The 15,702-nt window shown below is 42.0% G+C and carries 16 protein-coding genes; 14 read left to right on the top strand and 2 right to left on the bottom strand.

Annotation, left to right across the window (positions count from 1 at the left end; all coding sequences use genetic code 11):
* Positions 1-42: 42 nt before the first annotated feature.
* Positions 43-3,018, bottom strand: a complete 2,976-nt coding sequence (gene rne / locus NLF92_RS00085) for a ribonuclease E (RefSeq protein ID WP_254097602.1) — start codon at positions 3,016-3,018, stop codon at positions 43-45.
* A 545-nt stretch (positions 3,019-3,563) separates the two neighbouring features.
* On the opposite strand from rne, the gene rluC reads away from it, so the two are divergent.
* Together rluC and NLF92_RS00095 are read left to right on the top strand one after the other, a co-directional pair.
* A complete protein-coding gene (gene rluC / locus NLF92_RS00090; protein WP_254097604.1) occupies positions 3,564-4,538 on the top strand; it encodes a 23S rRNA pseudouridine(955/2504/2580) synthase RluC in 975 nt (324 codons plus the stop codon).
* Entirely contained in the window at positions 4,535-5,176 is a 642-nt protein-coding gene (locus tag NLF92_RS00095; protein ID WP_254097606.1) for an HAD-IA family hydrolase, read from the top strand. The genes rluC and NLF92_RS00095 overlap by 4 nt, the downstream gene beginning before the upstream one ends.
* 10 nt (positions 5,177-5,186) lie before the next feature.
* Here the strand turns inward: NLF92_RS00095 and NLF92_RS00100 are convergent, their stop codons facing one another.
* On the bottom strand, positions 5,187-5,786 hold the full coding sequence (locus tag NLF92_RS00100) for a Maf family protein (RefSeq protein ID WP_254097608.1): 600 nt from the start codon (positions 5,784-5,786) through the stop codon (positions 5,187-5,189).
* A 137-nt stretch (positions 5,787-5,923) separates the two neighbouring features.
* Between NLF92_RS00100 and yceD the strand changes: the two genes are divergently transcribed.
* The 12 genes from yceD (at position 5,924) to NLF92_RS00160 (ending at position 15,668) form a co-directional block, all read left to right on the top strand.
* Positions 5,924-6,454 carry a 23S rRNA accumulation protein YceD gene (yceD, locus tag NLF92_RS00105; protein ID WP_254097610.1) on the top strand — a complete coding sequence of 177 codons (531 nt, stop codon included), beginning with the start codon at positions 5,924-5,926 and terminating at the stop codon, positions 6,452-6,454.
* Between the two features lie 3 nt (positions 6,455-6,457).
* Positions 6,458-6,628: a 50S ribosomal protein L32 gene (rpmF, locus tag NLF92_RS00110; protein ID WP_254097612.1), complete on the top strand. Its 171-nt coding sequence runs from the start codon at positions 6,458-6,460 to the stop codon at positions 6,626-6,628.
* Between the two features lie 8 nt (positions 6,629-6,636).
* Positions 6,637-7,656: a phosphate acyltransferase PlsX gene (plsX, locus tag NLF92_RS00115; RefSeq protein WP_254097614.1), complete on the top strand. Its 1,020-nt coding sequence runs from the start codon at positions 6,637-6,639 to the stop codon at positions 7,654-7,656.
* A gap of 8 nt (positions 7,657-7,664) precedes the next feature.
* Positions 7,665-8,624, top strand: a complete 960-nt coding sequence (locus tag NLF92_RS00120) for a beta-ketoacyl-ACP synthase III (RefSeq protein ID WP_254097616.1) — start codon at positions 7,665-7,667, stop codon at positions 8,622-8,624.
* Between the two features lie 12 nt (positions 8,625-8,636).
* On the top strand, positions 8,637-9,566 hold the full coding sequence (fabD, locus tag NLF92_RS00125) for an ACP S-malonyltransferase (protein WP_254097618.1): 930 nt from the start codon (positions 8,637-8,639) through the stop codon (positions 9,564-9,566).
* Between the two features lie 22 nt (positions 9,567-9,588).
* Positions 9,589-10,323 (top strand): 3-oxoacyl-ACP reductase FabG, encoded by a 735-nt coding sequence (gene fabG / locus NLF92_RS00130; RefSeq protein ID WP_254097620.1) that lies wholly within the window; start codon positions 9,589-9,591, stop codon positions 10,321-10,323.
* A 177-nt stretch (positions 10,324-10,500) separates the two neighbouring features.
* The gene (gene acpP, locus NLF92_RS00135; RefSeq protein WP_254097622.1) at positions 10,501-10,737 is read left to right on the top strand and encodes an acyl carrier protein; all 237 of its coding nucleotides are present in this window, start codon (positions 10,501-10,503) and stop codon (positions 10,735-10,737) included.
* An 88-nt stretch (positions 10,738-10,825) separates the two neighbouring features.
* Positions 10,826-12,064: a beta-ketoacyl-ACP synthase II gene (gene fabF / locus NLF92_RS00140; RefSeq protein WP_254097624.1), complete on the top strand. Its 1,239-nt coding sequence runs from the start codon at positions 10,826-10,828 to the stop codon at positions 12,062-12,064.
* Positions 12,065-12,144: 80 nt separating this feature from the next.
* On the top strand, positions 12,145-13,005 hold the full coding sequence (gene pabC, locus NLF92_RS00145) for an aminodeoxychorismate lyase (RefSeq protein WP_254097626.1): 861 nt from the start codon (positions 12,145-12,147) through the stop codon (positions 13,003-13,005).
* Between the two features lie 65 nt (positions 13,006-13,070).
* Positions 13,071-14,093, top strand: coding sequence for an endolytic transglycosylase MltG (gene mltG / locus NLF92_RS00150; RefSeq protein WP_254097628.1), 1,023 nt, complete (start codon positions 13,071-13,073; stop codon positions 14,091-14,093).
* Positions 14,094-14,103: 10 nt separating this feature from the next.
* Complete coding sequence (tmk, locus tag NLF92_RS00155; protein ID WP_254097630.1) at positions 14,104-14,808, top strand: dTMP kinase; 705 nt, start codon at positions 14,104-14,106, stop codon at positions 14,806-14,808.
* Positions 14,802-15,668: a DNA polymerase III subunit delta' gene (locus NLF92_RS00160; RefSeq protein ID WP_254097632.1), complete on the top strand. Its 867-nt coding sequence runs from the start codon at positions 14,802-14,804 to the stop codon at positions 15,666-15,668. The genes tmk and NLF92_RS00160 overlap by 7 nt, the downstream gene beginning before the upstream one ends.
* The last annotated feature ends 34 nt before the right edge of the window (positions 15,669-15,702 follow it).

A 15,702-nucleotide genomic window follows, 5' to 3' on the forward strand; every position in this document is an offset into this window, starting at 1 on the left:
AAAAACGCTCAATTGAGCGTTTTTATATTTCAGATTTTACCATTAAGCACTTTCTGGCGGTAAAGTCGTAGGTGCTGTTGCTCGGCTAGCGGCACTTTCCATGTTAGCTTGCTTATCTGTTTTACCAACAGATTCACGAGCACTACTCGCCATGGCGTTGATCACAATTTCACCAATCTCATCTGCACTAGCAGTGGGTAATGTTGTCGGGTGTGATGCACGGCGTTTGACAGTTGTCATTGATGTGACAACTACTGGAGAGGATACTGCTGTATTGGCGTCTTCAGTAACGATTACTGGAGCACTTACGGGCGCTTCTTCAACCACCGCAGTACTACTTTCCTGAACTTCTGCGGCTGGCTCAGCTGGTACAGGCGTCTCGGATTCGTCTATCACGGTTACTTTTGCAATAGTCTCTTCTGCCTGCCTTTCGTTTTGCTTGCTTGCATGCAAATCAGCAATGGCATCTTCAGATGCTTCAATCGCATTATTTGCAGCATCAATAGCTGCTACTGAGGTTTCCACTAATTGCTCAGATTCAGCAGTCAGACAAACTTCTTCTGTTTTGACTTCATCGATATCTAGAGAAATTTGCTGTTGTTCAGCCGCTTCAATATCTTTGATTAAATCAACAGCTTCTTGTGTCGGGACATTTTCAACAACATCCAACGGCAGCTCTGATTGTGCGGTAATCACTCTGTCTTCCGTTGTTCTAGTGACTGAAGGTGTTGCTTTGTTTTCAGCTGCTACGTTAGCATCTACTGCATCTGCGCTAACTTCCGATTTTGCTGTAACAGCTGTTTCTGATTGCTCAGGTTGCGTATTGCCTTCAACTGCGTCTTGTTCTTGTTTACGCTTTTGTCCTGCGGCTCGATTGTGACGTGGACTGCGACGAGAACGACCGCGTTTTTCTTGATTATCACTATCTGCTTTTTGTACTGGCGCTTCATTCACAACATCTGTTGTCACAGTGTCAGTTTCTTGTGCCTGTTCAGTCGTTTCTGGAGCGGCATCTTCAGTCTGCTTTACTCGAACTGATTTTCGATTGTCACGGCGTTTACGACGCTCTTTTGGTGCTGCATTATTTTCAGCACTTGCCTCAGTATTTTGGTCAGTTTTCACTTCTGACTGAGGCTTTTTGTTTTGGCGACGTGGTTTACTCGGACGTTTATTTTCATCCTTAGCCGCTTTGTTACCCGCCGTTGTATTGTCTTTGTCATCAGCAGACTGGTTACGACCACGTTGGTTGCGGTTGCGCTGATTACGGTTACGGTTTTGACCATTGCGGTTACGGTTCTGTGGACGACCTTTACCTTTCTTCTTGGGTTCAGGTTTTGGTCCAAAGACACTGCTGATCCACGCGAGTAGTGTGGCAATTATTCCCGTTGTTTTTGGCGTAGCCACAGGCTGTGGCGCTGCAGTTGCCGGCGCAGTCATACCTTGTAAAGCAGGTTCTTCACGTTTGACAGGCGCTGCTTGTGCTTGCTCCTGAATGTGCTCTGAAGATTCTGCCAGTGCTAACGTATAGCTAATGTCAGATACTTTTTCTTCTGGACGACGACGGGTGATTTGGAAATGCGGTGTGGTAAGGTTTACGTTAGGTAACACTAGCACATCCACTTTGTTGCGTTCTTCAACTAAGCGTAAAGCACTGCGTTTTTCATTGAGGATATATGTTGCGACATCCACTGGTAATTGGGCTTCTACTTGACCAGTATTGTCCTTGATACATTCTTCTTCAATGATACGCAATACTGATAATGCTAGAGACTCTGTGCCTCGAACGGTACCGTGACCGGAGCAACGGGGACAAACATTATGAGCCGAATCACCCAAAGAAGGGCGTAAACGTTGACGGGACATTTCCAATAAACCGAAGCGTGAAATACGCCCAATTTGGACACGTGCACGATCCCCACTTACGGAATCTTTCATGCGGTTTTCGACTTCACGCTGGTGTTTGTTGACTGACATATCGATGAAATCAATCACGACCAATCCACCTAAATCTCTTAGTCTTAATTGTCGTGCGATTTCTTCTGCTGCTTCCAAGTTTGTGTTGAACGCAGTTTCCTCAATGTCGCCACCTTTGGTCGCTCTAGCTGAGTTTATATCAATGGACGTTAATGCTTCAGTTGGGTCAATAACAATAGACCCGCCAGATGGTAAGCGCACTTCACGTTGGAAAGCAGATTCAATTTGGGTCTCAATTTGATAATGACTAAACAGAGGCACATCACCAGAGTATTGCTTTACACGGTTCGCGAAATCAGGGCGAACTAACTTAATGTGTTGTAGCGCTTGCTCATATATTTTGGGGCTGTCGATGACAATTTCACCCACATCGCGACGTAAATAATCACGAATAGCGCGGACGATAACATTACTTTCCTGATGAATCAGAAATGGAGCAGGGCGCTCATCAGCAACATTTGATACCGCTTCCCAATGCGTTAATAATACTTTTAAATCCCATGCTAGTTCTTCATAGGATTTGCCTACCCCAGCAGTACGGACAATAAGTCCCATTCCCTTTGGCAGTTCTAATTGATCTAAAGCTTGTTTTAACTGTGTTCTTTCATCCCCTTCGATACGACGAGAAATACCACCAGCTCTAGGATTGTTTGGCATTAATACTAGGTAACTTCCCGCTAGAGAAACGAAAGTAGTTAAGGCTGCACCTTTTTGACCACGTTCTTCTTTATCGATTTGTACGATAACTTCTTGGCCTTCTTTGACGGCATCTTTAATGTCAGGACGACCTTCGAATGTGTAGCCTTTGGGGAAGTAATTACGAGCGATTTCTTTAAGGGGCAAGAAACCATGTCGGTCTGCACCATAATCAACAAAAGCAGCTTCAAGACTAGGCTCTACGCGAGTTATGGTACCTTTATAGATGTTTGCTTTCTTTTGTTCATGACCAGGACTTTCGATGTCAAGGTCGTAAAGTTTTTGACCATTAACCAGTGCAACACGCAACTCTTCTGATTGCGTGGCGTTAATTAGCATTCTTTTCATTTTTATAATCTCATAAATTTGCTGGCACAAATTGAGAATTAAGAGACGAGCCATGTAGGGCTTAGTGGTCAGTACAAAAACATAAGTGAAAACCCCAATACAATGTTAATATTGGTAGTTACAGCAATCTTCGAGCCCTAGTCAGCAGTTTAGGCTTTAACTAAGGGGGCGTACTATTCATATTGTCTTGTTAAACACAGTAGCAGCTTCTTTTTATCATGTTCATGCGTCAATCGCGCTGAGTAAAGAAATTGGATATTTACTATGCTTATAAATTCTTTTTTGTGCGAGCAAAATGTTTGTAATACACACTTTCATAGGTGTTTAAATAACAATTATTGTGTGCTCAATGTTGTGCGATAAGAGTGTGTTTTTAACACTCACCAATTAGGTTTTCTTTACTTTTTATCGCTGTTAATTTTGCTTTTTGTGCAGGCAAACTATTAACCTGTTTATTATGCCGTTTATTTGTGCATACTGCAAGATTTAACAAGGCTTGGAGTAAATATATATCCATTTATCGATACCTACGGTAATATAAGCACATGACAGATATTATAAAACCTCAAGTGAAGTTCGTGACCGTGGATGAAGATTATGCCGGTCAACGTATAGATAACTTCCTCAAATTACACCTTAAAGGTGTCCCTAAAAGCATGCTTTACCGTATTCTTCGTAAAGGAGAAGTGCGCGTAAATAAGAAGCGTGTGAAACCTGAATATAAAATCCAGGCAAATGATTTAGTTCGCGTTCCGCCAGTACGAGTATCTGAAGAAGCGGCACCTGTAAATCCTAAATTATCAAAAGTGGCCCAGTTAGAACAGTGTATTATCCACGAAGACGATCGAATTATGGTGATTAACAAACCATCAGGAATTGCGGTACATGGTGGAAGTGGGCTTTCTTTTGGATTGATTGAAGGTTTGCGAGCTTTGCGTCCAGAACAAAAGTTCATGGAGTTAGTTCATCGTATTGACCGAGAAACATCTGGTATTTTATTGGTTGCCAAAAAACGTTCAGCTCTGCGACACCTTCATGAACAACTGCGTGAAAAGAAAATGCAGAAGCGTTATCACGCGCTAGTCTGTGGTGCTTGGCCTGAAAATCGTTTTAAAGTCAAAACGGCGCTACAAAAGAATGTCTTAAAATCAGGTGAACGTATTGTCAATGTTGACCCAAACGGGAAAGACAGTGAAACCCGTTATCGTATTTTAGAGCAGTATCGTTTGCATCAAGCATCAGTCCTACCTGAATTAACGTTAGTTGAAGCTTCCCCCATAACTGGGCGGACTCACCAAATCCGAGTACACAGTTTGCATGCCGGTCACCCAATACTAGGTGATCCTAAATATGCCACGGATAGCAGTCAAGAATTGACTCATAATACGGGTTTGCAACGGTTATTTTTGCACGCGGCTGCGATTAGTTTTGTGCACCCAGGTACCGGGGAGCAGGTGACGTTTAAAGCTAAATACGATAAGCACATCCATGGAGTGCTCCAAAGGTTACACAAGCTATGACTCGTTATCGCTGTGTAATTTTTGATTGGGACGGTACCGTAATGGACTCTGTTAACAAGATTGTTAACACCATGCAAATCGCTGCTCGTATGAGTGATATAGCAATACCGACACACGCGGCCGTCTCGCACATTATCGGTATTAGTCTTAAACCTGCTATTGCTCAGTTATTTAATTTGGTTGATGAAGCAAAAATTAACGAAATAACGGCCAATTATAAAACTGCATTTATCGAGCATGACCAGACACCTTGTCCGCTATTTGCTGGTGCCAAAGAGTTATTAACGCAACTACATCCGCATACGCGGTTAGCAGTAGCCACTGGCAAGGCTAGGCGAGGGTTGCATAGAGCCTGGGAAAACTCTGCTACAGGACACTATTTTATTGATTCTTGCTGTGCTGATGAAGCACATTCCAAACCAGATCCAGATATGTTGCAGCAAATTTTAACACGCCAAGGATTAGCACCTGAGGATTGTTTAATGGTTGGTGATACTAGCTATGATATGCAAATGGCAGAAGCGATTGGGATGGATCGGATAGGGGTGAGTTATGGGGTGCACTCAGTCGAACAAATCCAAGTGCATAAGCCTTTAGCAATTATTCATGAACCGTTGGAACTGCTGCGCTATGTTTAATTCACATTACTTAAGCGCCTCGTTTAAGCACATCAACTCCATTTTTTTCGAGTAATCGTGTCAGCTCAATTAAAGGTAAGCCAATCAAGGTATTAAAGTCTTTCCCATTGAGGAAGGAAAATAATGCAATGCCGAGCCCTTCGCATTTAAAACTCCCTGCACAATCCAATGGTTTTTCCTGTTCGATATAGAACGCAATTTGTTCGTCTGTCAGAGTTTTGAAACCGACAATATAAGGCTCCACTATAATATCCATGTGGTTTGTCGGTCCATTATATACGGCTAAACTGGTGTAAAACGTTACCGTTTGTCCGCTACAACGTGACAGTTGGGCATGCGCATTAGGAGCCGTTAGGGGTTTGGTCAAAATACTATCGTTTAAGCATGCGACTTGGTCACTGGCAATAATGATTGCGTCCGGGTGACTTTCCGCGACTGCTAACGCTTTCTGTTTTGCTAGCCGAGAAACCAGTGCGGCAGGCCCTTCATTGTGTTCTGGTGTTTCATCAATGTGTGGCGCGATGCTATCAAACGCTAACCCAAGCTTGTGCATTAAGCTTTGTCGGTATTTGGAAGATGAAGCTAGAATAAGTTTTTGCTGTACAGACATTGTGCGACCTTATTTTGTCATTTTTTTTATTCTATCGGTAAATCTAGAGAATGTGTTAATAAACTATGCGTAAGCCTCCATTAATAGCGCTAATATCCTTTGACTATTGCCACACAACACATTAAACTGCGCGCGTTATGCAAAAAGTAAAATTGCCAAAGCGCCTAGACCCTATCAAAACAGCAACCAAACGCTCTGAATACTCAGGGATTGTGGTGGCTAAAGATATGCCTAGATGGCTTGATGCAATTTATGCTGGAGCTGATAACGTTCATGTAGAGGTTAAGTTTACAAAAGACGCGCAGGGTCTTACTTTATTTCACGGTACGTTAGAAACTACGGCAGAGCTTATTTGCCAACGGTGTAACAAGCCTTATGGGCATCCGGTTCACGTCGATTTTAATTTCACACCCGTGCAGGGGAATGAATTAGACGCACTGGAGTTACCAGAAGCTTACGAACCGGTTGAAGTAGATGAACATGGAGAAGTGAATCTGCTACAATTATTTGAGGATGAGTTGATTATTTCTTTACCTATCGTATCACTCCATGCAGAGGATGTGTGTACGGTAAAAGAAGACGATATGAAATTCGGTAAACTCAAACCGGAACAAGAGCGAGAAAACCCTTTTGCGGTTTTACAAAAACTTAAGCGAGACCAGGAGTAAATTATGGCAGTTCAGCAAAATCGTAAAACACGATCTAAGCGTGGTATGCGTCGTTCACATGATGCATTAACAGGTTCTACATTGTCTGTTGATCAAACATCAGGTGAAACTCATCGTCGTCACCATGTGACTGCAGATGGTTTCTATAAAGGCAAAAAAGTCATCGCTGACTAAGCGCGACAATGTCTTTACTAACCATAGCGTTAGATGTAATGGGGGGAGATAACCCTCCCTCCATTATTCTTTCTGGTGCAATTTCTGCACTGCAAACTTATCCCCAACTTCAACTCATCATTTGCGGTGATGCTCTAACCATAAATCGAGTCTTAGCCGAAGTGAAACCCTCCTTTGCTAAACGAATTACTGTTTTGCATTGTCAAGAAGTCATCAGCATGTCTGACAAACCTAGTTTCGTTTTGCGACGTAAAAAAGATGCGTCCATGCGACGTGCTATTGAATGTGTTGCAACAGGTAAAGCTGATGCGTGTGTGAGCGCAGGTAATACCGGCGCTCTCTTTGCATTAGCCTCCTATATTTTAAAAACATTACCCGGTATTGACCGTCCCGCCTTAGTCAGTGCATTACCTACTTTGGGGAAAGAAAAAGTATGGCTGTTGGATTTAGGGGCAAACGTAAATAATGACGCAGAGACGTTGTTGCAAAATGCCGTTATGGGCTCAGTGTTAGCTAATAAAGTTGAACATATTCCACGTCCACGTGTTGCGTTACTCAACGTTGGTGAAGAAAACATTAAAGGCAATGCACAAATTAAAGCTGCTAATGATTTGCTCAAACAATCATCAAATATTCACTATATTGGGTATGTTGAAGGCCATGATATTTTTGCGAATAAAGCCGATGTTGTCGTCACCGATGGCTTTACGGGTAACGTTGCATTGAAATCGAGTGAAGGCCTTTTAAAGCTTATGTTATCTGAGGTCAAACGAGTTTCTAACCAGTCTTTGAAGAATCGAATATTAGCAGCAATTGCTTTACCTCTCTTAAAACGTATCTTTCTCAAAATGAAACCCGACCAGTACAACGGCGCGAGTTTGATAGGATTGCAAGGGATTGTGGTTAAAAGCCACGGCAATGCTACAGGTCATGCATTTTTTCACGCTATCAAACAAGCGATTGATGAGGTTGAACAGCAAGTGCCTGAAACAATTAGAACAACTATTGAAAGCATTATGCTGGAGTAAAATAAAACATGTATTCACGATTTATTGGAACGGGGAGTTATTTCCCAAGTGAAATACGCAGCAATGCAGACTTAGAAAATATGGTTGATACGACCGATGAGTGGATTACGGATCGTACTGGTATTAAAGAGCGCCGTATTATAGGTGCCGATGAAACCGCTGCCACTATGGGGGCAGAAGCCGCTAAAGTAGCTATTGAACACGCGGGTATTGATAAATCTTCTCTAGATATGATTGTGTGTGCGACTACCTCTGGTGCACATTCTCTGCCAAGTACAGCTTGTGAAATCCAAAAAATTCTCGATGTTGATGGCATTCCTGCATTTGATGTGGCTGCTGCCTGCGCCGGTTATTGTTATGCTTTAAGTGTTGCTGATCAGTACATTAAATCTGGCATGGCAAAACGAATCTTAGTGATCGGTACGGATTGTTTATCTCGTCTAGTTGATCCAGAAGACCGCAGTATGGTCATTCTATTCGGCGACGGTGCAGGTGCTACCATTATTGAAGCATCAGAAGAGCCAGGTATTTTATCTACGCATATCCACGCAGCTGGTTCCTATGGAGATTTATTAAAAGTAGGAAATCCAACCCGAGGTGATGAAGCTTCAGTGCATGCTAACTGGGGTAGCATGAAAGGCAATGAAGTGTTTAAAGTAGCAGTTACAAAACTTTCTGAAGTCGTTGAACAAACTTTAGCTGCGAACAATATGCAAAAATCTGATTTGGATTGGCTCGTTCCACACCAAGCAAATTTTAGAATTATAAAAGCGACCGCCAAAAAATTAGACATGTCACTTGACCAAGTGGTGATGACCCTAGAACGTTATGGGAATACTTCCGCTGCTACGGTACCTACGGCATTAGATGCTGCTATCAAGGACGGCCGTATTCAACGTGGACAACATTTATTACTTGAAGCTTTTGGTGGTGGTTTTGCCTGGGCTTCAGCACTTGTAAAATATTAATAGGATTAAAGAATGTCACAAAATATTGCTTGCGTCTTCCCTGGTCAAGGCTCTCAAAATAAAGGCATGCTAGCAGAACTCGCTGCAAGTTATTCTGAAGTTGAAGCTACATTTGCTGAGGCAAGTGCTGCTTTAGGTTACGATTTATGGGATCTGGTACAAAACGATCCTGATGACAAATTAAATCAAACAGACGTTACCCAACCTGCATTGTTGACTGCAAGTGTCGCGGTTTACCGTGTGTTACAAGCACAGCAGCCATTTACGCCAACGGTGCTTGCCGGACATAGTTTAGGCGAGTATTCCGCGTTAGTGTGTGCCGATGTATTGACTTTGTCTGATGCTGTGAAACTCGTGCGTGCACGTGGTGAATTCATGCAAACGGCTGTTCCAGCAGGTACCGGGGCAATGTATGCAATTATTGGTTTAGACGACCAAGCGATTATTGATATATGCAAAGACGTTGCACAAAATACCGGTGAAGTTGTTGCTGCGGTTAACTTTAACTCACCTGGTCAAGTCGTTATTGCGGGTACGAAAAATGCTGCGGAACAAGCCGGCGCAGCGTGTAAAGAAGCAGGTGCAAAACGCGCATTACCACTAGCTGTTTCGGTCCCTTCTCATTGTGAATTAATGGCTCCTGCGGCGCAACAACTTGCTGATTTATTAGACACCATAACGTTCAGCACTCCGACTATTCCGGTGGTAAACAATGTTGATGTAAAAACAGAGTCTGCCGTGAGTGCGATTAAAGATGCACTGGTACGTCAGTTATACTGTCCAGTACAGTGGACCCAAACCGTTTCTGGGTTTGCTGCATTAGGCGTTACTGAAGCATGGGAAATTGGTCCAGGTAAGGTACTGACGGGTTTAAATAAACGCATTGATAAAACACTTGCTTACCGCAGTGTTAATCAACCTGCTGATCTAGCCGACGCTTAAGTCGTTAAATAATCTACAGAGAATGATAATGGATAAAAAAATTATATTAGTCACGGGCGCATCTCGTGGTATTGGTAAAGCGACTGCATTAGCGTTAACTAGTGAAGACAGTTTCGTCATTGGAACAGCAACGAGTGAGAATGGCGCGGCGGCAATTACCGAATACTTAGATGGTCAAGGTATCGGCATGGTCCTCAATGTGACAGCAGAGGGTGCTATTGATGATTTGATTACCACTATTACTAAAGAGTACGGTGCGGTTGAGGTCTTGGTAAACAATGCAGGGATCACACGCGATAACTTATTAATGCGTATGAAAGATGATGAATGGTCAGCCATTATTGCTACTAACTTAACATCTATTTTTGCTTTATCCAAAGCGGTCCTACGTGGCATGATGAAAAAACGCAACGGCCGTATCATCAATATTGGTTCTGTAGTCGGAAGTACGGGCAATCCTGGTCAAGCAAATTATGCTGCAGCTAAAGCGGGTGTGATAGGTTTTAGTAAGTCTATGGCAAAAGAGGTTGCTTCCAGAAATATCACTGTGAATGTTGTTGCGCCTGGTTTTATTGATACTGATATGACAAAAATTCTTACCGATGAACAAAAAGAAGCTATCTTTAAAGATGTTCCTGCTAACCGTCTAGGACAACCAGAAGAAATTGCTGCAACTGTTGCATTTTTAGCCAGTCCAGCAGCTGCTTACATTACCGGTGAAACCATTCATGTGAATGGTGGTATGTACATGGGCTAGTATTTAGCCTTATTATTAAAAATATATGCTTATTTGTTGTGAAATTACTAAAAACACACCATATTAAGCACTTATGTGGTTTGACCACGATGGCATGTAAAATTCTTACTTGCATCGAGGCTGATAGAAAATTAAAATAACGGAAATTAATTTCCACCTATATTAGGAAGATTTAAAATGAGCAATATCGAAGAACGCGTAAAAAAAATTATCATCGAGCAACTTGGTGTTAAAGAAGAAGAAGTAAAATCAGAAGCATCTTTTGTTGATGATTTAGGCGCTGACTCTTTAGATACAGTTGAACTTGTTATGGCTTTAGAAGACGAGTTTGACACTGAGATCCCAGATGAAGAAGCAGAGAAAATAACTACTGTTCAATCTGCGATTGACTACATCAACGCTAACGACGCATAAGTTTGATTAGTGTTTGAAAACGGCTCTTAATGGGCCGTTTTTTGTTTCTGTATGAAAATAATTATTAAGTCATTTTAGGAGTTTATTCATGGCTAAACGTCGTGTTGTAGTAACTGGATTAGGGTGTATTTCACCTGTCGGTAATGATGTTGATTCCACATGGGCAAACATTAAAGCTGGTGTGTCAGGGATTGGTGAAATCACTTATTTTGATACCACTGCATACTCCACTAAGATTGCTGGCGAAATAAAAGATTTTGATCCAACACAGTATATTGATAAAAAAGAAACAAAAAAGATGGACCGCTTTATCCAACTAGGTATTGCTGCAGGTATGCAAGCACTAGATGATAGTGGTTTGGAGATTACTGATGCAAATGCTAAACGAGTCGGTGTTGCTATTGGTTCAGGGATTGGTGGTTTACCATTAATTGAAGAAAACCACACGAAACTAGTTAATTCAGGTCCACGTCGTGTATCGCCATTTTTCGTGCCATCGACAATTACTAACATGGTTTCTGGTTTCTTATCGATTATGCGTGGCTTGAAAGGGCCTAACCTAAATGTAGTAACAGCCTGCACAACAGGTGTGCATAATATTGGCATTGGCGCCCGAGCGATTGCTTATGGTGATGCTGATGTGATGGTGACAGGCGGTGCAGAATCCACGATTACACCACTTGCGATTGCTGGATTTGGCTCAGCTCGTGCTTTATCAACTAACAATGAAAACCCTCAGCAAGCATCTCGTCCATGGGATGAAGCTAGAGACGGATTTGTTATGGGTGAGGGCGCTGGTGTTGTCGTACTAGAAGAATATGAACATGCAGTTGCACGTGGTGCGACTATTTACGCTGAATTATCTGGTTTTGGTATGTCTGGTGATGCTTATCATATGACCTCACCACCTGAAAACGGTGAAGGTGCAGCAGATGCGATGCAAAATGCGATAAATGATGCCGCTATTGCTCCAGAGCTAGTGGGATACATAAATGCACATGGTACGTCTACTCCGGCAGGCGATATTGCTGAAATCGCAGCAGTTAGAAGCATTTTTGGTGCACATGCTGATGCAATATTAGTCAGTTCAACTAAATCCATGATTGGTCATTTACTGGGTGCAGCGGGTTCGGTTGAAGCTATTTTCACCATAAAAGCGTTACAAGAACAAATCGCCCCACCAACGATTAACTTAGACAATCCAGGTGAAAAATGTGACCTTAACTTAGTGCCACATAAAGCACAGGCATTTAATGCTGACTATGCTCTGTGTAACTCGTTTGGTTTTGGTGGGACTAACGGTAGCTTATTATTTAGAAAAATATAGGTTGAATGTCTAACAATTCTGGGTAATTAAGTATAAAGTCATAGGGCTTGTCTGGGACTCAGATTGTGAAGGTAATAACAATGGCTGCTACGTTTAATCTATATCAAGAAACACTCATTGGTGATAGAGCATTCAATTATGGTGATGGATGCTTTACCACCATGTTATGTGTGGATCAAAACATACAGCTACTCGCTTATCATTTGGCACGTTTAGAGCATGATACATGCAAGCTTCGTATCCCGTTTACTGCTACAGATAAAACAGCCTTATCTGCGGCGTTATCTGACATCTCAAGCAAACTGCACCATGGTATTATCAAAATTCACATCAGTCGTGGCACAGGTGGTAGAGGTTATGGGGTATCAGGTGTCAGTGCTCCCAACATCACCTTAACTCAACATACCATTCCGCCACATTTTTCTGAGCCAGTTTCTTTATCGATTGCCTCTTTTCCGATTAGTCGTCAACCTGCACTAGCCGGTACCAAACATATAAGTCGTGTAGAACAAGTGTTATTCAAATGCTGCGCGGAAGAGCTTGGTACAACGGATGTTATCTGCTTGGACGAATTTCAACATGTTATAGAAACTAGCTCGGCGAATTTATTCTGGTACAAAGACAATCAGTGGTTCACCCCTGATCTTAATGACTCAGGAGTCGCTGGGACATTTAGAGCGTGTATTTTGGACACATTAGACACCGCCGGTGCTGCTTGTCAGGTTGGTTCCTTTCCGTTATCTGCATTATTGGCAGCGGAAAGTGTCTTCATGTGTAATGCCGTACGCGGTATAGTTAGGGTCGATAAGGTTATCGTTCATGAAGACCCAGTAGTAAACGCTACCGCAGTAAAAGAGTGCACCAGGTCTATAGAATTCGATAATTCAGCGGTATCTATTTTACAAAACCAAGTTGCTCTCTTTTTAGCAACTCATTCATAATGCTTGTAAAGCAGCCAAACTGATATTATTGCCAATATAAAACTAAAGCTAAAAATAAGGACACTATGAAAATCTATTCACTCAGTAAAATAGCTATTGTATTAAGTGTCTTATTGATCTTTATCTTATTAGGTGCTTTGTGGCGTGTCAGTGCTGTCCCCCAGACCTCACTAATTGTCCAAGATGAACAATTCTTCGAGGTGAAGCCAGGCGCTAATATGACTTCTGTTTTGCGTGAGTTAGCTGAAAAAGAAGTGATTGAACCCTCTTTTTGGCAGAGTGTATGGATCAAATCTAATCCTAAATTAGCCAACATACAGCAAGGTTGGTATCAGTTATCCATAGGAATGACATTATTAAATTTTGTACAAAAACTGCATGTTGGTCATGTTGTTGAACACAAGATCACGTTAGTTGAAGGATTTACTGTTTGGCAATGGCTGGAACAAATGGCAGCAACCGGCGATATTATAATTGATGTCAGCTATGATCATGATGCGTTTGAGTATCAATTTACCCCTTTATCAAAACATCATCAAATGACGATAAGAGAAGGGTATTTTGCGCCAGACACTTATGCATATGCCCATCAAGCCAAAGCCTCTGATATCTTATTTGCTGCTTATGCTAAGCAAAGACAGCAACTAAAAGCGCTGATGTCCGAGTTTACATTACCTAAATTTATTCACAACGAACATGAATTATTAACACTTGCGTCTATCGTTGAAAAAGAAACGGGTACAGCCAAAGAAAGACCTATTATTGCTGGTGTTTTTCTCAGTCGTTTAGCAAAAAATATGCGTTTACAGACGGATCCCACGATTATTTATGGTATAGGCCCAAGTTTTAATGGGGACATTACTTATGCAGACTTACGGGCCAAAACGCCCTATAATACTTATCGCATCAATGGGTTGACACCAACTCCTATTGCTAACCCTAGTTTGGCGAGTATCAAAGCGGTTTTAGCACCTGAGCAAACCGATGCGTTATATTTTGTTGCTAGGGGCGATGGTACGCATGAGTTTTCTAAAACTCTCGCAGCACATAATAAAGCGGTAAAAAAATATCAATTAACCAAGCCATAAGAGAGTGCTAATGACAGGAAAGTTTATTGTTATCGAAGGTTTAGAAGGGGCAGGGAAAAGCTCGGCGATTGCTATCATAAAGGAGACACTTGCCGCAGCAGATATCGATTTTATTACAACTAGAGAGCCTGGCGGCACACCGATGGCTGAAGCTATTCGAGAGTGTGTAAAACAAGACTGGCAAGAGCCCATTGCACAATCTACGGAATTGTTATTGATGTATGCCGCTCGAAGTCAACTGGTGAACAACATCATAAAACCGGAATTGGCTCGTGGTACATGGGTGATTGCTGATCGTCACGATTGGTCATCGATAGCTTACCAAGGAGGAGGGCGAGAGATTGACTTGGCTGACTTGAGCGCCTTAAAGCAGATCACTATGGGTGAATTTGAGCCTGATTTTACTATTTACTTGGACATTGATCCCAAAATCGGTTTAGCCAGAGCGGCTTCGAGAGGAGCATTGGATCGTATTGAGTTAGCCGGTGAGGCTTTTTTTGCACGTTGTCGTGAGATGTATTTACAATTAGTGCGTACCAACGCCTCGAAAAGTGTACTCATTAATGCCGAACAAGCAATGGCTAAAGTACAAGCAGATGTACAAAGCGTCGTTGAACAATTTATTGCCACTCAAACCATTAATAACGCTGCTGAACCGCATTCAACTACTCCACATCTGACTGCGGATGAAACTCCCAAGGGCAGTGTATGTTAAGTTGGTTTAGCGCAATCGATGCACAATTAATAGCACGTTTACAGTCACATAAATTACATCATGCTTTGTTACTCAGTGGTCCAAGTGGTTTAGGTAAACACGCTTACCTTCCCGAACTTGCCCAGGCCATTCTGTGCCAATCTAAACACAGTCGTTGTGGTACTTGTCAAAGTTGTCAGTTGTTTGCCGCAGGTAGTCATCCAGATTTTTATATGATTCAAAGTGATAAGCAAATTGGTGTTGACGATGTTCGTCAAGGACTTGAAAAATTGCAAGGACATGCACAGTTACAACAAAACAAGTGCTTGATTATTCATGCTGCTGATACGATGACGGAATCTGCTGCTAATGCGTTATTAAAAACACTAGAAGAACCCACTAACAATACTTTTATTATTTTGTCGGCAAGTTCTGCTCGTTTATTGCCGACTATTCTGAGTCGTTGCGAGAAATTAACCTTACCCCTAGCATCGGTATCAGAGATCCAATCTTGGTTAACCACTGAACATAATTTATCGGCTAATGAAGCACTAGTGAATGCATATGCTACACCTTTTAAGGTTTTAGCTGCATTAGAGGATAGCTCAGGTCTCACTTTTGCTGAATTTTCAGACGATATCCAAGCTATCCAAACAGGTAATTTGCTACCATTACATTTTGGACAAAAATGGCAAAGTAAAGCAATCGAGTGTATTGGCTGGCTTCAACACTATTATTTACAGCAAACGAAGTTAAAAATGGGCACTGCGGACTATACCTATTTTGCACAAAAGCTTAAACTATCCACCTTGACTGCAAGTAAAATGCACCATGCAGGTATCAACAAAGCCTTATTGCTTTCTGAATTACTGTCTCAGTGATGATGTTGCGATAGACCGAATACTTTTGCGTTTT

It is taken from the genome of Opacimonas viscosa (genome assembly GCF_024199005.1).
GTDB lineage: Bacteria > Pseudomonadota > Gammaproteobacteria > Enterobacterales > Alteromonadaceae > Opacimonas > Opacimonas viscosa.